This window comes from Microbacterium invictum, assembly GCF_014197265.1.
Taxonomy (GTDB): domain Bacteria; phylum Actinomycetota; class Actinomycetes; order Actinomycetales; family Microbacteriaceae; genus Microbacterium; species Microbacterium invictum.
Genome location: NZ_JACIFH010000001.1, coordinates 1,862,806 through 1,880,874, shown reverse-complemented (window position 1 = coordinate 1,880,874; position 18,069 = coordinate 1,862,806). Strand labels below are relative to the sequence as shown.

Here is an 18,069-nt window from a genome sequence, read left to right as displayed (position 1 = left end):
CGGCGGAGGCCACCCGGCCCGACGGCTAGAATGGAACCCATGCCCGCCCAGCCCAAACTCGCCAGCTTTCCGGCGATCCGCTCGGCGCTGAAGTTCTACCAGATCGCCGCTGTCATCACCGGTATCGGGCTGCTTCTGCTGCTGGCCGAGATGATCCTCAAGTACACGCCGATCCACCTCGAGCTCTTCGCGGGAGGCAGCGGCGGATTCCTCTGGTTCGCCCCCGTCATCGTGGGCGCCGACTGCCAGTGGTTCTCGCTGTTCATCCCCAACCTCGACAGCTGCGAGCTGATCCCGACCGGCGACGGCGTCAACATCTCGCTGGCGATCCTGGTGATCCACGGCTGGTTCTACGTCGTGTACCTGTTCGCGTGCTTCCGCGTGTGGAGCCTCATGCGCTGGCACTTCGGCCGCTTCATCATGCTGGCGCTGGGCGGTGTGGTGCCGTTCCTGTCGTTCATCATGGAGATCCGCGTCGCGCGCGAAGTGAAGACCTACCTGACCGGGCGTGAGGCGGCCGAGCCGCCCGCCGATGCCGAGACCCCGACCCCTGCAACCCCGACGGAGCACACGCGGTGACCACTTCTGCACCCACCGACACCGAGCAGCGGCCCGTCCTGGTCGTCGACTTCGGTGCGCAGTACGCCCAGCTCATCGCCCGCCGCGTCCGCGAGGCCGGCGTGTACAGCGAGATCATCCCGCACACCGCCACGGCCGAAGAGGTCGCGGCGCGAAACCCGGTCGGCATCATCCTCTCGGGTGGCCCGTCGTCCGTGTACGAAGACGGCGCACCGTCGCTGGACACCGGTGTGCTCGACCTCGGCATCCCGACCCTCGGCATCTGCTACGGATTCCAGGTGATGGCCCGGCAGCTCGGCGGCGAAGTCGCGCAGACGGGCCTCCGTGAGTATGGGGCGACGGATGCCACGATCATCACCGACAGTGTGCTGCTGGGCGGCCAGCCCGTAGAGCAGAACGTCTGGATGAGCCACGGTGACCAGGTCGCCGTCGCGCCGCCCGGATTCGAGGTGCTCGCCCGCACCGCCGCCACCGCGGTGGCCGCGTTCGGCAACGATGCCCGCCGCTTCTACGGCGTGCAATGGCACCCCGAGGTGAAGCACTCCGACCACGGTCAGACCGTGCTGGAGAACTTCCTGCACAAGGCCGCAGGCCTCGCCCCCGACTGGAACAGCGGCAACGTCATCGCCGAGCAGGTCGAGAAGATCCGCGCCCAGGTCGGCAGCGCCCACGTGCTGTCGGCCCTGTCCGGCGGCGTCGACTCGGCCGTCTCGACCGCGCTCGTGCACAAGGCCGTCGGCGACCAGCTCGTCGCGGTGTTCGTCGACCACGGCCTGTTGCGCAAGGGCGAGCGCGAGCAGGTCGAGCAGGACTACGTCGCCTCGACCGGCGTGCGGCTGATCACCGTGGACGCGCGCGAGACGTTCCTGAACGCGCTCGCCGGCGTCAGCGACCCCGAGCAGAAGCGCAAGATCATCGGGCGCGAGTTCATCCGCGCGTTCGAGAAGGTGCAGGCCGAGCTCGTCGCCGAGGCGGCCGCCGAGGGCGAGCCGATCCGGTTCCTCGTGCAGGGCACGCTCTACCCCGACGTCGTCGAATCCGGCGGCGGCACCGGGACTGCGAACATCAAGAGTCACCACAACGTCGGCGGCCTGCCCGAAGATCTGCAGTTCGAGCTCATCGAGCCCCTCCGCACCCTGTTCAAGGACGAGGTCCGCGCGATCGGCCGTGAACTGGGCCTGCCTGAGGCGATCGTCGGCCGTCAGCCGTTTCCGGGGCCGGGCCTCGGCATCCGCATCGTGGGTGAGGTCACCGCTGACCGCCTCGAGATTCTGCGTGACGCCGACGCCATCGCCCGCGCGGAACTGACGAAGGCCGGCCTGGACAACGAGATCTGGCAGTGCCCGGTCGTGCTGCTGGCCGATGTCCGCTCGGTCGGCGTGCAGGGCGACGGTCGCACCTACGGTCACCCGATCGTGCTGCGTCCCGTCTCGAGCGAGGACGCGATGACCGCCGACTGGACGCGTGTGCCGTACGACGTGCTGTCGAAGATCTCCAACCGCATCACCAACGAGGTCCGCGACGTCAACCGGGTCGTACTCGACGTGACGAGCAAGCCCCCGGGGACCATCGAGTGGGAGTGAATGGATGCCGGGGCCCGCGCGCCCCGGCATTCGTGCGTCCGGGGTGTGGTCGGCGACCCATGTGCGCAGGATCGCGCTAAGTTCGCATCAGATCCGCCGTTCGCCTGCGAAGTTCGTCCGATACTGCGCACTTCGTGACCGGCGGCCCGGGACGGCTGCGCAGAACTGCGAGTCAGGAAACTCTGGGTCAGAACGCGCCCCGCCTCGGCAGTGTGTAATGTGTGGCACAGTACATTGCCCAGCGAGGGGAAGTCGCAGTGGTCCAGCTTGACGTGCAGCCCGTGGAAGCGCGGCTGAGCATCCGCGAGTCGGTCGAACGCGCCCTCTCCGCACTCGTGGTGTCGGGCGAGCTCGCGCCGGGCACCCTGGTCTCGGTGCCGACGCTGGCCGCGCAGTTCGACGTGTCGGCGACGCCGGTGCGCGAGGCGATGCTCGAACTCGAGCGCCGGGGCTTCGTCGAGGCGGTCAAGAACAAGGGCTTCCGGGTGACCGAAGTCAGTGACGAGGAGCTCGCGCACATCGTCGAGGTGCGCCAGCTGCTCGAGCCGCCGGCGATGGAGCGGCTGGCGACGCAGTTCCCACAGGACAGGCTCGAGGAGCTGACGGCCTCGGCCAACGACATCATCGCCGGCGCCGAGGGCGGTGACCTGCGTACGTACCTGGAGGCCGATGTCGCCTTCCACTTGGGACTGACCGCGATGCTCGGCAATCCCCTGCTCGTGCAGATGGTGAGCGACCTGCGCTCTCGCACCCGCCTCATCGGGCTCACCGCGCTCCTGGAGTCGGGGCGCCTCACCGACTCGGCTGCCGAGCATCTCGACTTGCTGCGGGCGCTGTCGACCGGCGATGCGGCGGGAGCCCGGCGCGTCATGAGCCACCACATCAGCCATGTTCTCGGCGTCTGGTCGGGCCACCCCGAGGACTCCGCCGACCCGGTCGCCGCGTCCTGATCGGGCCCTCGCTGCCGAGCGAGGCCGGGGCCTGCGCAGCCGAGCGAGACCGCAGTCGTGCTCGCTGCCACGCGAGTCCGCAACAGCCACCTCGTCACGTGCGGAACACCGCACCGTCGATCCGCTTGCCTCCGTCAGCAGTATGTGACATATTACTGACATGAGTTCGCAGGCCACCGACGACCGCACACGCGGCTACGACGTCATCGTCGTGGGCGCGGGCATCGTCGGTGCGGCCTGCGCCCGCGCGCTCGCGCAGACCGGTCGCACGGTCGCGATCGTCGATCGCGCCGACGCGGTCTCGGGCACGAGCTCGCACGGCGAGGGCAACCTGCTCGTCTCGGACAAGGGGCCCGGGCCCGAGCTCGTCCTCGCACAGCACGCCCGCCGCCGCTGGGCCACCCTCAGCGCCGAGCTGCGCGACGAGAGCGGACCGGACTTCCCCGGCATCGAATTCGAGGCCAAGGGTGGCGTCGTGGTCGCCACGACGGCCGCCGGCGCCGACCCCCTGAAAACGTTCGCCGCGTCGCAGCGGGATGCCGGGGTCGTCGCCCGCGAGATCTCGACCGCCGAGGCGCTCGACCTCGAGCCCGCGCTGAACCCCGCGATCACCGCCGCCATCCACTACCCCGAAGACGCGCAGGTGCAGCCGGTCATCGCCGCCGAGGCGATGCTCCGCTCGGCACGTTCCGCCGGCGCCGTCATGCGCATGCGCACCACCGTGACCGGCGGCATCGTCCGCGCCGGCACACTCACCGGAATCCACACCGACCACGGCGATCTCCACGGCGACGTCATCGTCAACGCCGCCGGCCCCTGGGCCGCCGGGCTGTCGACCGCACTGGGTGCCCGCATCGACGTCCGCCCGCGCCGCGGCATGGTGCTGGTGACCACCCGCATGCCGCACCGCGTGTTCCACAAGGTGTACGACGGCGACTACTTCGGTGCCACGCAGTCCGCTGACGCCGCGCTGCAGACCTCGAGTGTGATCGAGTCGACCCAGGGCGGCACGGTCTTGATCGGCTCGAGCCGCGAGCAGGTCGGGTTCGACGACCACCTCCGCGTCGAGGTGCTGCGCGAGCTCGCCGGCAAGGCGATGCGCGTCTTCCCTTTCCTCGCGAACGCATCGATCATGCGCACCTACGGCGGCTTTCGCCCCTACGTCCCCGACCACCTGCCGGTGATCGGCCCCGACCCGCGCATGCCCGGACTCTGGCACGCCACAGGTCACGAGGGCGCCGGCATCGGCCTGTCCGTGTCGACCGCCGACATCATCACGGCGCTGATCGACGGCCACCCCACGCCGGTGGATGCCACGCCCTTCCGCGTCGACCGCGCGGCCGTCCTCGGCGAGGAGGCCGCATGACCGCGTACCTCCGCGATCACGCCGACGACCCGGCCGCCCCGCGGCGCGGCCACACGATCGGGTTCACTCTCGACGGCGAGCCCGCGACGGCCATCGAGGGTCAGACGATCGCCGGTGCGATCCTCTCGACCGGCCGCACCTCCTGGCGCACGACCGCGGTCGGCGCAGAGCCGCGCGGGGTGTTCTGCGGGATCGGCGTCTGCTTCGACTGCATCGTCACCGTGGGCGAGACCCGCGACGTGCGGGCGTGCCTGCGCCGCGTGCGCGAGGGTGACGAGGTCTGCACCCAGCACGACCGCCTGCCGGACACGCACGAGGAGGCCCGCGCATGACCGGCGTCCTGATCCTCGGCGCCGGCCCCGCCGGACTCGCCGCGGCGAAGGCGGCCCGCTCGCGCGGAGTCGCCGTCACCCTCGTCGACTCCGCCGACGCTCTCGGCGGCCAGTACTGGCGGCACCTGCCCGCCGCCCGCAGCGGCGCGCACGAGCACCGCCTGCACCACGGCTGGTCGACCTTCACGGCGCTGCGCGATGCGCTCGCGAGCGACCCCGGCATCCGGATCCTGGCCGAGACCCAGGTCTGGGCGATCGACCGCGACCCCGACGGCGCCCTGCGCGTGCACGCGTTCGAAGGCCCGGTCGACGGCCAGGCGCGCATCGCCCACGAGCTGCGCGCAGACGCGATCATCCTCGCGATCGGCGCCCACGACCGCACGCTGCCGTTCCCCGGCTGGACCCTGCCCGGCGTCTTCACCGCCGGCGCCGCGCAGGCCCTCGCCAAGGGCGAGCGCGTCGCGGTCGGCCGCCGGGTCGTCGTCTCGGGCGCAGGACCGTTCCTGCTGCCCGTCGCCGCCTCGCTGACCCAGGTCGGCGCGCAGGTCACGAGCGTGCACGAAGCGGCCCGCATCCCCGCCCTCACCCGCGGCTGGCTGCCCCGCCCGTGGCGGCTGCTCGGCGCCGCGCACAAGGCGACCGAACTGGCCGGCTACGTCGGCGGCCACCTCCGCCACCGCATTGCCTACCGGCTCGGCGAGGGCGTCATCGCGGCCCACGGCAACGGCAGGGTCGAGTCGGTCACCGTCGCGAAGCTCGATGCGGGCTGGTCACCCATCCCCGGCACCGAGCGCACCATCGAGGCCGACGCCGTCTGCGTGGGGCATGGGTTCCTCCCGCGCGTCGAGCTGGCCATCGCCGCCGGCTGCGCACTCACCCCCGAGCGCTTCGTCGTCGTCGACGACGGGCAGCAGACGTCGGTCACCGGGGTCTTCGCCGCGGGCGAGGTCACCGGCGTCGGCGGCGCCGATGCGGCGCTGGTCGAAGGCGAGATCGCCGGGCTCGCGGCCGCCGCCGCGACCGTGGCCGAGCCGTTCGACATCCCGGCATCCCTCACCCGCCGCCGACGCACCACCACGCACTTCGCGCAGCGACTCGAAGCCGCACACGGCATCCGCCCGGGCTGGCAGAAGTGGCTCGACGACGCCACCGTCGTCTGCCGCTGCGAGGGCGTCACCGCCGGACGACTGCGCCACGTCGCCGCGGCGACCGAGCAGGCCTCGCTGCGGTCGGTCAAGCTCACCACCCGTGCCGGTCTCGGCATCTGCCAGGGCCGCATGTGCGGCCGCACCGTCGAGCAGCTGATCGGCGCCGACGCCGACGGCGGCCGCGCCGACCACCGTCCCATCGTCACCCCCGTGCGCCTGGCCGAACTGGCCGAGGCGACACCCACCCCCGACACCGAAAGAGGATCACCGCAATGAGTAAGAACTTCGACCTGGGCGGCGTCGTCGTCGCCACGACCCTGGCCTTCAAGGATGACCCGAGCGCCCCCGCCGGCCTCGCCGTCGACTATGACCGCTTCGCGCAGCATGTCGACTTCCTGATGAGCAATGGATGCCGCGGCGTCGGCCCGAACGGCTCGCTCGGCGAGTACTCGGCCCTCACCGACGACGAGCGCCGCAAGGTCGTGCAGGTCGCCGTCGAGGCCGTCGACGGCCGGGGCATCGTCGTCGCCGGCATCCACGCCCCGGGCTGGCACCAGGCCGTGCAGTGGGCGCAGTACGCCAAGGAGGACGGCGCCGACGGACTGCTCGCGCTGCCCCCGACGATGTACCGCGCCAGCCGTGCCGACGTCATCGAGCACTACACGAAGCTCAGCGAGGTCGGCCTGCCGATCATGCTCTACAACAACCCGATCGACACCAAGGTCGACCTCACGCCCGACCTGGTCGCCGAGCTGTTCGAGCTCGAGAACGTCGTGGCGATCAAGGAGTTCTCGTGCGACGTGCGCCGCGTGCTCGAGATCCAGGAGCTGTGCGACATCGACGTCATCGCCGGGTCGGACGACCTGCTGTTCGAGTCGCTCGTCGACGGAGCGGTGGGCTGGTTCGCCGGCTACCCGAACGCCTTCCCCAAGGAGGCCGTCGAGATCTACGACCTCGTCACCGCCGGCAAGATCGCCGAGGCGCGCGAGCTGTACCGTCAGCTGGTGGCCGTGTTCCGCTGGGACACCAAGACGCAGTTCGTGCAGGCGATCAAGCTCTCGATCGACATCGCCGGCCAGAGCTACGGCGGGCCGAGCCGCCCGCCGCGCGGCCCGCTGTCGGCCGAGTACGAGGCCGGAGTGCGCCGCGACACGCTGCGTGCACTCGACTACATCGCATCGCGCTGAGCGACTGAGCGCCGGTCGGTCGTGAGGCCGGGCGGGGGAGAATTGGAGACATGAGGTCGTCACGAGTCATCACCGCGGTCGATTCGCACACCGAGGGCATGCCCACGCGCGTCGTCACGGGGGGCGTCGGGGTCATCCCCGGCGCCACCATGAACGACAAGCGGCTGCACTTCATGGCGCATCTCGACGAGATCCGGCTGTTCCTGATGAACGAGCCGCGCGGTCATGCCGCCATGAGCGGTGCGATCCTCCAGCCCCCGACCCGGCCCGACTGCGATTGGGGCGTGGTCTACATCGAGGTGTCGGGCTGCCTGCCCATGTGCGGGCACGGCACCATCGGCGTGGCGACGGTCCTCGTCGAGACCGGCATGGTGGAGGTCGTCGAGCCGGTCACCACGATCCGGCTCGACACCCCCGCCGGCCTCGTCATCGCGAAGGTCGCCGTCTCCGACGGCCACGCCGACGCGGTCACCATCGAGAACGTCCCGAGCTACGTCGACGCCCTCGATGTCACCATCGAGGTGCCGGGCCTGGGCACCGTGCCGTACTCGATGGCGTTCGGTGGCAACTTCTACGCCATGGTGAACCTCGACGACGTCGACCTGCCGTTCGACCGCGACCGTAAGGACGACATCATCCAGGCCGGCCTTGCGATCATGGCCGCCATCAACGAGCAGGCACCGCCCCGGCATCCCCTCATCGAGGGACTCGACCACTGCCACCACGTCGAGTTCATCGCGCCCGGCTCGACCGCCGCGCACTCACGACACGCGATGGCGATCCACCCCGGCTGGTTCGACCGGTCGCCGTGCGGCACCGGCACCTCGGCGCGCATGGCCGAGCTGTGGGCGCGGGGCGAACTGGCGCTCGACACCGACTTCATCAACGAATCGTTCATCGGGACCCGGTTCATCGGCCGCCTCATCGCCGAGACCGAGGTCGACGGCCGGCCCGCCGTCATCCCGACCATCACCGGCCGCGCCTGGGTGACGGGGATGGGGCAGTACCTGCTCGACCCCGCCGACCCGATGCCGACCGGATTCCAGTTCTGAGGAGCCCCCTGTGACCACCCTGCCCCCCGCACTCGACGCCACAGCCCAGGCCGCAGCCGACGCCGCCGAGCCGTTCGCCGCCACCGCCCCGCACGACCGCGCCCGGGCGCTCGTCGCGGTCGCCGACGCACTCGAGGCCCACGCCGACGAGCTCGTCGGTGTTGCCGCGGCCGAGACCGGCCTGACCGAGGCCCGCCTGCGCGGCGAGCTGAAGCGCACCGCCGTGCAGCTGCGCCTGTTCGCCGACACCATCGTCGACGGCGAATACCTCGACGTCCGCATCGACGAGGCCGACCCCGACTTCGCGCTGGGTGTGCGCCCCGACCTGCGCCGCTACCTCGTCGCACTCGGCCCGGTGCTCAACTTCGCGGCCAGCAACTTCCCATTCGCGTTCTCGGTCGCCGGCGGCGACACCGCGGCCGCGCTCGCCGCCGGATGCCCGGTCATCGTCAAGGCGCACTCGGGGCATCCCGAGCTGTCGCAGCGCACTGCGGCCGTGGTGGCCGAGGCGCTCGCCGGCGCCGGCATGCCCGACGGCGTCTTCCAGATCGTGACGGGGCAGGAAGCCGGTGTCGCCCTGCTGCGGGATCCGCGCATCGCAGCCGGGTCGTTCACCGGTTCGATCCACGCGGGCCGGCTGCTCGCCGACATCGCCGCCTCCCGGCCCGCCCCCATCCCGTTCTTCGGCGAGCTCGGCTCGGTGAACCCGGTCGTGGTGACCGAGGCGGCCGTGCGCGAACGCGGCGACGCCATCGCCACCGGGTTCGTGGCGAGCGTGTCGGGATCGGCCGGCCAGCTGTGCACCAAGCCCGGCTTCGTGTTCGTCCCGGCCGGACACGGCCTCGACGACCGCATCGCCGCCGAGGCCGCGCAGATCGCCGAACACCGTCTGCTCAACCCGCGCATCGCCGACTCCTACAAGGACAGAAGGGATGCCGTGGCCTCGGCGCCCGGCATCCGCTCGATCGCCGACGGTGAGATCCGCATCGCCGAAGACGGCCACGGCTGGGCCCGCCCGTCGGTCTACGCCGCCTCCCTGGCCGATGTGGCCGCCGCCGGTGCGGCCGTGCTCGACGAGAGCTTCGGCCCGCTTGCCGTGCTCGTCGAGTACGGACCCGGCGACGACCTCGTCGGCGCGCTCGACACGCTCTTCGAGGGCAATCTCACCGTGACCCTGCACGTGGGGGAGCGCGAGGATGATGAGCGGATCCGCGGCCTCGTGCAGGCGGCCACCCGGCACGCCGGACGCGTGCTGTTCGGCGGCTGGCCCACCGGCGTGGCCGTCACCCCCGCGATGCAGCACGGTGGCCCGTGGCCGGCCACGACCAACGACGCGTCCACCTCGGTCGGCACCGCGGCCATCGGTCGGTTCCTGCGGCCGGTGTCCTACCAGGACGCCCCCGCCGTGCTTCTTCCGGCACCGCTGCGCGACGACAATCCGTGGGGTGTGCCCCAGGCTCGCGCCCGCGCAGGAGAGTCGCTGAACTGGGGCTCGCACGCCGCGAACTGACCGGTGCGCGTCGTGTTGCGGCCGCGTAACGAATCGGTAGCGACCTGGTTTCCCCTTGGATTCTCGCTGGCCGGGAAGAATAATATGTCACACGGTACACATTCCGATGACTTCCCCGTATGGTGGTATGTCACACGGTACGTGCAGAAAGGCCTGATCGTACATACGACCTGATCGCGATGGCGCGCCCCAGGACGCGCCCCCGCGATGACGGCAACCCACCCCACTGAGACACAGCCACTGTGGTCCGCCACCGTGGTCTCAGGCACAGAGAAACGGAACGCATCCCATGAGAAAGAAGTACCTTCTCGGCATCGCGCTCGTCGGAGTGCTCGCACTGTCGAGCTGTTCGTCCAGCACCCCCGGCACCGACGACGACGCTCCCGGCGCCGAGGGCGGCAACGGCGGCACGATCTACGTCCTCCAGAACTCGGACTACTCCCACCTCGACCCCGCGCAGGGCTTCGACGGCGGTGTCAACAACTTCTACCGGCTCATCTACCGCACCCTGACGAGCCAGTCGACCGGTGAGGGCGCCGAAGGCACCGAGATCGTGCCGGACCTCGCGACCGACCTCGGTACGCCGAACGAGGACGCCACGGTGTGGACCTTCACGCTGAAGGACGACATCTTCTTCGAAGACGGCACCCCGATCACCAGCGCCGACGTGCGGTTCGGCGTCGAGCGCTCGTTCGACCCCGACATCGCCGTGGGCTCGCCGTACGCCCGCCTGCTGCTGGCCGACACCGACGGCTACGAGGGCATCTACCGCTCGGGTCAGCTCTCGTCGATCGAGACGCCCGACGAGAAGACCATCGTCTTCCACCTGAGCCGGCCGTTCGCCGACTTCGCCAGCGCGGTGGCGCAGAATGTCTTCGTGCCGTTCCCCGCCGAGGGCGATGTCACGACGACCAGCATCGATCAGCAGCCGATCTCCTCGGGCCCCTACAAGGTGACCGAGTACACGCCCGGATCGTCGCTGGTTCTCGAGCGCAACGAGCACTGGAGTGCCGACACCGACGACATCCGCGCCGCGCTGCCCGACTCGTTCGAGTACACGTTCGGACTGGACCCGGCCACGATCGACGAGCGGCTCATCGCCGACCAGGGCAAGGACGCGAACGCGATCGGCGGCTCGGTCCAGCCGGCCGCGATCTCGCGCATTCAGACCCCTGAGATCCAGGCGCGCACGATCGACGGCATCCAGGGCTGCACGACCTATCTCGGCCTGAACACCACCAAGGCGCCGTTCGACCAGGAGCTCGTGCGCCAGGCCGTGGCCTGGGCTGTCGACAAGAAGTCGGCCCAGACCGGCACCGGCGGCACGCTGCTGGCCGATATCGCCCACACCATGCTGCCGCCGCAGATGGCCGGCCGCGAGGACTTCAACGACTTCGAGACGGCCGACGACGCCGGCGACCCCGAGAAGGCGAAGGAGCTGCTCGCCGAGGCGGGTCTGCCCGACGGCTTCTCGTTCTCACTCGACATGCGCACCACGCCCAAGACCCAGGCGCAGGCCGAATCGCTGCAGCAGTCGCTGTCCAAGGCCGGCATCACGGTGAACCTGAACGTCATCGACACCGCCAGCTACTGGGAGACCATCGGCAACACGTCGCAGCAGACCGACGCGGCGCTGGCCGGCTGGTGCCCCGACTGGGCCAACGGTGAGACCTTCCTGCCCCCGCTGTTCGAGGGCTCGCAGATCTTCCCGACCGGCAACTCCAACATCGCGCAGTTCGATGACCCCGAGGTCAACGAGCGCATGACCGAGATCCGTGCCATGGCCGACATCGACGAGGCGAACGCCGCGTGGAGCGCGCTGGATCAGACCATCGTCAGCAAGGCCCCCGGCATCCCACTCCTGTACGAGAAGGTCCTCTCGGTCACCGGCAGCAACATCGCCGGCGCCTATTCGCACGCCGGCTTCTCGGGCGGCATCGACTTCGTGTCGGTGGGCCTGGTCGACCCGAGCAAGTAAAGACGATGTCGACGGTCCCGAGTGAACTGGCCGTCGAGTCCGAAAGTGCCGGGGCGCTGTCACCAGACGGCGCCCCGGCCCCGGGCCGGCGAGTATGGCGAGAGCTGCGGTCTTCCCCCGCAGTGGTTCTGAGCGCGCTTTTCATCATCTTCGTCACCCTGCTGGCGATCTTCGCCCCGCTGATCGTGCAGATCACCGGCTGGGGTCCCTACGAGTTCGACCCGGACTCGATCGATCCCGACCTGGGCGGCCTGCCCGTGGGTCCGGGCGGCGGCATCAGCAGCGAGCATTGGCTCGGCGTGGAGCCCGGCAGCGGACGCGACATCTTCGCGCGCATCGCCTACGGCGCACGCGTGTCGCTGATGATCGCGGCATCGGCCACCGTCATCACCACCACCCTCGGCGTCGTCTTCGGCATGCTGGCCGGATTCTTCGGCGGCGTCGTCGACCAGATCGTCTCGCGCGTCATGGACTTCCTCATGGCGTTTCCCACCCTCATCTTCATGATCGCGATCCTCTCGGCCCTTCCCGCCGGCAACCGCCCGGCGCTGCTGGTGATCGTGCTCAGCATCTTCGGCTGGCCGTACACCGCGCGCGTCGTCCGCGGGCAGACCATGAGCCTGCGCAACTCGGAGTTCGTCGAGGCCGCCCGCGCCTCCGGCGCCAAGCCGCTGCGCATCGCGATGCGTGAGGTGCTGCCCAACCTCCGTGGCACGATCATCGTGCTGGCCACCCTTGCCGTCCCGAGCTACATCGGCACGGAGGCGGGCCTGTCCTTCCTGGGCGTGGGCGTCACCCCGCCCACCCCGTCGTGGGGCCAGATGATCGCGCAAGCCGTGCCGTGGTACTCGGTCGACCCGATGTTCTTCATCGTGCCCGGCACCTTCCTGTTCCTCACCGTGCTGTCGTTCACCGTCATCGGCGACCGGCTGCGCAAGACGCTCGACGCGGGAGACGCCGCCTGATGCTCTGGTACATCGTCCGTCGCCTCGCGGCATCCGTCCTCGTCCTGTTCCTGATCAGCGTCTTCACGTACGCGATCTTCTTCATGCTCTCGCCCGATCCCGCCTACCAGATCTGCGGCAAGACCTGCAGCCCCGAGCGGATCGAGCAGATCCACGCGACCCTCGGTCTCGACCAGCCGTTCTGGACGCAGTACTGGCAGTTCATCACCGGCATCTTCGGCGGCCGCACGTTCGGCACCGGCCCCAACGCCGTCGAGTGCGCCGTGCCGTGCCTGGGCTTCAGCTTCCAGACCAACCAGCAGGTCACCGAGATGATCGTGTCGCGCTTCCCGGTGTCGCTGACGCTCGCCGTCGGCGCCGCGATCCTGTGGCTGCTGTTCGGCGTCGCGGGGGGCCTCCTCGCCGCGATGAAGCAGGGCACCTTCTGGGACCGCGGCGTCATGATCGCGGCGCTGGCCGGCATCAGCCTGCCCAACTACTTCGTCGCCCTGCTGCTGCAGTACGTGCTCGTCGTCCAGCTGCGCTGGCTGCCGTTCCCGGCCGACGTGACGTTCGCCGAAGACCCGCTGCGGTGGTTCCAGACGTACATCATGCCGTGGACGGTGCTCGCGTTCGGGTACGCCGCCATGTACTCGCGCATCGTCCGCACGAACGTGATCGACACCCTCGGCCAGAACTTCATGCGCACCGCGCGGGCCAAGGGCCTGCACTCCTCGACGGTCATCCAGCGGCATGCGCTGCGGCCGTCGCTGACCCCCGTCGTCACGCTGTTCGGCATGGACTTCGCGGGCCTGCTGGGCGGCGCGCTGATCACCGAGACCGTGTTCGGCCTCAACGGCATCGGCAAGCTCACCGCCGACTCGATCCAGAAGAACGATCAGCCGGTCATCATGGCGGTGACGCTGCTGGCGGCCGCGCTCGTGGTGATCGCCAACATCATCGTCGACGTGCTGTACACGGTGCTCGACCCGAGAGTGAGGGTGAAGTCGTCATGAGCGTTCCCCGGCACACGACGTCCCTGAAGACCGTCGGCATCAAGCTCCCCGGTGCCCGCCTGCTCGAGGTTGAGAACCTCACGGTCACCTTCCCGACCTCGCGCGGCGACGTGGATGTGGTGAAGGATGCGACATTCAGCCTCGAGGCCGGCGAGACCCTCGGGATCGTGGGCGAGTCCGGCTCGGGCAAGTCCATGACCTCGCTCGCGATCATGGGGCTGCTGCCGACCGGCGGCCGCACGACCGGCAGCATCAAGCTCAACGGACACGAGCTGACCGCACGCTCCGACGTCCAGCTGCGGCGGGTGCGGGGCGAGCGGATCGGCATGATCTTCCAGGATCCGCTGTCGTCGCTCAACCCGTACTACACCGTGGGGCTGCAGATCGAAGAGGCCTACCGCGCCCACCGCGGCGGCAGCCGCAAGGCGGCGCGCAAGGTCGCGATCGACGCGCTCGACCGGGTGCAGATCGCCGACGCCGAGCATCGCATCGACTACTACCCGCACCAGTTCTCGGGTGGCATGCGGCAGCGCATCATGATCGCGATGGCGGTCTGCCTCGAGCCCGACCTGCTGATCGCGGACGAGCCGACCACGGCGCTGGACGTGACCGTGCAGGCCCAGATCCTCGAGCTGCTCGAGGATCTGCAGGCCGACACGGGCATGGGCATGGTCTTCATCACCCACGACCTCGCCGTCGTCAGCGAGATCGCCGACCGCGTGCTCGTGATGCGCGACGGGCTCCAGGTCGAGCAGGGCACCGCCGAAGACGTGTTCGCCCGCACGACCCAGCCGTACACCCGCACCCTGCTCGACGCGGTGCCCCGCATCGACGACACCGTCGGGACGATGAAGGAGATCGGCGAATGACCGCCACCGAGCCGCTCATGCGCGTCCAGAACGTGACGAAGGAGTTCGTCGGCCGCGGCCGGGGCGCCGTGTTCGCGGGCAAGACCGTGTTCCGCGCCGTCGACGACGTCAGCTTCGACGTGTTCCCCGGCAAGACGACCGCGATCGTCGGCGAATCGGGCAGCGGCAAGTCGACGACCGCACGCATAGCCGCCAAGCTCCTGGATGCCACCAGCGGCACCGTCGAGTTCGACGGCGCCGACGTCACCCATTCGACGGGCGCTGCGCTGACGAAGTTCCGCTCCGACGTGCAGGTCGTCTTCCAGGACCCGTTCTCCTCGCTCAACCCGCGCCACACCGTGCAGCGGGTCATCGCCGCCCCCCTGGAGTACCAGGGCAAGAAGATCCCCGGCGGGCGGAAGGCCTTCGTCGGCGACCTGATGGAGCGGGTGGGACTGAACCCCGACCACCAGCAGCGCTACCCGGGTCAGTTCTCGGGTGGTCAGGCCCAGCGCATCGGCATCGCGCGGGCGCTGGCGGTGCGGCCCAAGCTCGTTGTGTGCGACGAGGCGGTGTCGGCGCTGGACGTGTCGGTGCAGGCTCGCGTCATCAACCTGCTGCGCGATCTGCAGGCAGAGCTCGGGCTCTCGTACGTGTTCATCGCCCACGACCTCGCCGTCGTCCGGCAGATCGCCGACACGGTCGCCGTGATGAGCAAGGGCAAGATCGTCGAGCACGGGGAGCGGGATGCCGTCTTCGACGCCCCGCAGGACCAGTACACGAAGCAGCTGCTCTCCGCCGTCCCGCAGATCAACCCGGAGTGGGAGCAGGCGCGCGCCGAGCTCATCGCCGCCGAGCGCGCGGCCGAAGGAGGAGAGAAGTGACCGAGTACCACCTGCCCGGCATCCATGTCCGCGAGCAGACCGTGACCGTGCCGCTGGACTGGAACGCCCCCGGCGGCGAGCAGATCGAGGTCTTCGTCCGCGAGCTCGTCGACCCCGACCGCCGCACCGACGACCTGCCGCTGCTCACGTACCTGCAGGGCGGGCCCGGCGGCGCGAACCCCCGGCCGGTCGACCGTTCGGGCTGGATCGACGAGGCGCTGAAGAACTACCGCATCGTGCTGGTCGACCAGCGCGGCACCGGACGGAGCACGCCGATCGACGCCCAGATCGTCGCCGAGCGCGGCGACGACGGCGCGGACTACCTCGCCTGCTTCCGCGCCGACTCGATCGTCCGCGACCTCGAGCACGTCCGCACCACCGTGTACGAGGGGCGCCGCTGGGCGACGATCGCGCAGAGCTTCGGCGGCTGGATCACCCTCGCGTACCTGTCGCACGCACCCGAGGCCCTGTCGGCGAGCTATGTGTGCGGCGGCATCCCGGGCATCCCCGCCGACGCGAACGAGGTCTACCGCCGCACCTTCTCACGCGTGGCAGACAAGACCGCGGAGTACTACCGTCGTCACCCGGGCGACATCGATGCCGTCGCCCGCATCGCCGATCACCTCGCCGCCGAAGACGTGCGGCTGCCCGACGGCGACCGGCTGACCGTGCACCGGTTCCAGTCGCTGGGCATCGACTTCGGCATGAAGCCCGGTTTCGAGCGCATGCACTGGCTCATCGAAGACGCCTTCATCCGTCCCGGCCGGCTGTCCGAGGGCTTCCTCGCCGGGGCCCTGGCCCGCACCTCCTCGGCGGCCAACCCGCTGTTCTGGACGCTGCAGGAATCCATCTACGGCGACGGGGGCAACGGACCCATCGCCTGGGCGGCCCAGCGCGAGCGCGACCGGCGCCCCGAGTTCGACGGCGACCGGCGGCCGCTGCTGTTCACCGGCGAGATGGCCTTCCCGTGGATGTTCGACGAGGTCCGGCTGCTGCGCGGCTTCGCCCCCGCCGTGCAGGCACTGGCCGAGCGGCCCACCTGGAGCACCCTCTACGACGTCGACCGGCTCGCAGCCAATGAGGTGCCGGTCGCGGCCGCCGTCTACTTCGATGACATGTACGTCGACGCGGACCTGCAGCTGCAGACGCTCCGCGGCCTCGGCAATGCCCAGCACTGGGTGACCAACGAGTTCGAGCACGACGGCATCGGCACCGCGCGGGTGTTCGAGCGGCTGCGCGAACTGGTCCGCGACCGAGGAGGAGAGCGATGACCGCCCGCCCGCCGTACGCCGGCACCCGCTACCCGCGCCTCGCGCAGATCCCCGCGTTCACGTCGTTCATCGCCCAGGGCTGGGGCGACGAGCCGGTGCTGCCGAGCCTCGTGCCCGGCACCGCGGCCGCCGCAGCCGACCACCGGCGCCGGCTCAGTGACCGGTTCCCCGGCCAGACGCTCGTGCTCTCGGCCGGCATCGCGCCGGTCCGCAACGACGACGCCTCATACCTGTTCCGCGCGAACAGCGGTTTCGTCTGGGCGAGCGGATGCCAGATCGAAGGCAGCACGCTCGTGATGACGCCCGCGGGCGGCGGCCACGATGCCACGCTGTACATCCCCGCGCCGTTCCGGCCCGGCGATGACGGATTCTTCAGCAACGCGCTGCACGGCGAGCTGTGGGTCGGCGCGTCACCCGGCGTCGCGGAGTGGTCCGACGCCCTCGGCATCGAGGTGCGTGCGCTGGAGGCCCTGGACGGTCTCGCGATCGCCGGCGGCCAGGCCGCGGCATCCGTCGACGAGACGCTTCTGGCGTCCCTCGACCTCACGAGATCGGCAGAGCTCGATCGCGCGCTGTCGCAGCTGCGCATGGTCAAGGACGACTGGGAGATCGGGCAGCTGCGCGCCGCGATCGACGCCACGGTGACCGGCTTCGCCGCCGTCATGCGCGAGGTGCCGACCGCGATCGGCGAGGGCCTGGGCGAGCGGTGGCTGCAGGGCACGTTCGACCGGCACGCGCGCACGCACGGCAACGGTCCCGGGTATTCGACGATCGTCGGCTCCGGCCCGCACGCGCCCGTGCTGCACTGGGTGCGGTGCGACGGGCCGGTGCTCCCCGACGCGGCGCTCCTGCTGGACATGGGCGTCGAGACCCACTCGCTCTACACCGCCGACGTCACCCGCACGGTGCCGGCGTCGGGCACGTTCAGCGCCGAACAGCGCGCCGTGCACGACCTCGTCGAGCGCGCGCACCGGGCCGGCATGGCCCACGTGCGCCCCGGCACGCCGTACCTCGACTTCCACTTCGCCGCGATGGAGGTCATCGCGCAGGGGCTCCACGACTGGGATCTGCTTCCGGTCTCGGTCGACGAGGCGCTCTCGCCCGACGGGCAGCAGCACCGCCGCTACCTCGCGTGCGGCATCGGCCACCACCTCGGCCTCGACGTGCACGACTGCAGCCACGCCGAGTACGAGGACTACATGGGCGCCGACCTCGAGCCGGGCGTCGTCATGACCGTCGAGCCGGGCCTGTACTTCCACGCGAACGACCTGACCGTGCCGCGCGAGCTGCGGGGCATCGGGGTGCGCCTCGAAGACGACCTGCTCGTCACGGCCGACGGAGCCGAAGTGCTGTCGGCGGCCCTGCCGATCGACGCGGCCGGCATCGAGGCCTGGGCCGCCCGACTGCTCGCCGGGCGCTGA

The 18,069-nt window shown here is 70.3% G+C and carries 16 protein-coding genes; all 16 read left to right on the top strand.

The features are described 5' to 3' along the window. The first annotated feature begins 39 nt into the window (after positions 1 to 39). The gene (locus BKA10_RS08935; protein WP_183499576.1) at positions 40 to 579 is read left to right on the top strand and encodes a DUF3817 domain-containing protein; all 540 of its coding nucleotides are present in this window, start codon (positions 40 to 42) and stop codon (positions 577 to 579) included. After that, entirely contained in the window at positions 576 to 2,162 is a 1,587-nt protein-coding gene (gene guaA / locus BKA10_RS08930) for a glutamine-hydrolyzing GMP synthase (RefSeq protein WP_183499575.1), read from the top strand. Before BKA10_RS08935 ends, guaA begins: the two co-directional genes overlap by 4 nt. Positions 2,163 to 2,419: 257 nt before the next feature. Beyond that, a complete protein-coding gene (locus BKA10_RS08925; RefSeq protein WP_183499574.1) occupies positions 2,420 to 3,112 on the top strand; it encodes an FCD domain-containing protein in 693 nt (230 codons plus the stop codon). A gap of 160 nt (positions 3,113 to 3,272) precedes the next feature. Next, positions 3,273 to 4,478 (top strand): NAD(P)/FAD-dependent oxidoreductase, encoded by a 1,206-nt coding sequence (locus BKA10_RS08920; protein WP_183499573.1) that lies wholly within the window; start codon positions 3,273 to 3,275, stop codon positions 4,476 to 4,478. Then, positions 4,475 to 4,810 (top strand): (2Fe-2S)-binding protein, encoded by a 336-nt coding sequence (locus BKA10_RS08915; RefSeq protein ID WP_183499572.1) that lies wholly within the window; start codon positions 4,475 to 4,477, stop codon positions 4,808 to 4,810. Before BKA10_RS08920 ends, BKA10_RS08915 begins: the two co-directional genes overlap by 4 nt. After that, a complete protein-coding gene (locus BKA10_RS08910; protein WP_183499571.1) occupies positions 4,807 to 6,234 on the top strand; it encodes an FAD/NAD(P)-dependent oxidoreductase in 1,428 nt (475 codons plus the stop codon). The genes BKA10_RS08915 and BKA10_RS08910 overlap by 4 nt, the downstream gene beginning before the upstream one ends. Then, complete coding sequence (locus BKA10_RS08905; RefSeq protein WP_183499570.1) at positions 6,231 to 7,145, top strand: dihydrodipicolinate synthase family protein; 915 nt, start codon at positions 6,231 to 6,233, stop codon at positions 7,143 to 7,145. Before BKA10_RS08910 ends, BKA10_RS08905 begins: the two co-directional genes overlap by 4 nt. Positions 7,146 to 7,195: 50 nt before the next feature. Then, positions 7,196 to 8,197: a proline racemase family protein gene (locus BKA10_RS08900; RefSeq protein WP_183499569.1), complete on the top strand. Its 1,002-nt coding sequence runs from the start codon at positions 7,196 to 7,198 to the stop codon at positions 8,195 to 8,197. 10 nt (positions 8,198 to 8,207) lie between these two features. Beyond that, entirely contained in the window at positions 8,208 to 9,707 is a 1,500-nt protein-coding gene (locus BKA10_RS08895; protein WP_183499568.1) for an aldehyde dehydrogenase family protein, read from the top strand. Positions 9,708 to 9,996: 289 nt separating this feature from the next. Further along, the gene (locus BKA10_RS08890) at positions 9,997 to 11,685 is read left to right on the top strand and encodes an ABC transporter substrate-binding protein (RefSeq protein WP_183499567.1); all 1,689 of its coding nucleotides are present in this window, start codon (positions 9,997 to 9,999) and stop codon (positions 11,683 to 11,685) included. Positions 11,686 to 11,690: 5 nt separating this feature from the next. Continuing rightward, positions 11,691 to 12,650, top strand: a complete 960-nt coding sequence (locus BKA10_RS08885; protein WP_183499566.1) for an ABC transporter permease — start codon at positions 11,691 to 11,693, stop codon at positions 12,648 to 12,650. Beyond that, positions 12,650 to 13,645 (top strand): ABC transporter permease, encoded by a 996-nt coding sequence (locus BKA10_RS08880; protein WP_183499565.1) that lies wholly within the window; start codon positions 12,650 to 12,652, stop codon positions 13,643 to 13,645. Before BKA10_RS08885 ends, BKA10_RS08880 begins: the two co-directional genes overlap by 1 nt. Further along, on the top strand, positions 13,642 to 14,514 hold the full coding sequence (locus BKA10_RS08875; protein ID WP_183499564.1) for an ABC transporter ATP-binding protein: 873 nt from the start codon (positions 13,642 to 13,644) through the stop codon (positions 14,512 to 14,514). Before BKA10_RS08880 ends, BKA10_RS08875 begins: the two co-directional genes overlap by 4 nt. Beyond that, a complete protein-coding gene (locus BKA10_RS08870; RefSeq protein ID WP_183499563.1) occupies positions 14,511 to 15,377 on the top strand; it encodes an ATP-binding cassette domain-containing protein in 867 nt (288 codons plus the stop codon). Before BKA10_RS08875 ends, BKA10_RS08870 begins: the two co-directional genes overlap by 4 nt. Next, on the top strand, positions 15,374 to 16,648 hold the full coding sequence (locus tag BKA10_RS08865; protein ID WP_183499562.1) for an alpha/beta fold hydrolase: 1,275 nt from the start codon (positions 15,374 to 15,376) through the stop codon (positions 16,646 to 16,648). The genes BKA10_RS08870 and BKA10_RS08865 overlap by 4 nt, the downstream gene beginning before the upstream one ends. Further along, positions 16,645 to 18,069, top strand: a complete 1,425-nt coding sequence (locus BKA10_RS08860; RefSeq protein ID WP_183499561.1) for an aminopeptidase P family protein — start codon at positions 16,645 to 16,647, stop codon at positions 18,067 to 18,069. The genes BKA10_RS08865 and BKA10_RS08860 overlap by 4 nt, the downstream gene beginning before the upstream one ends.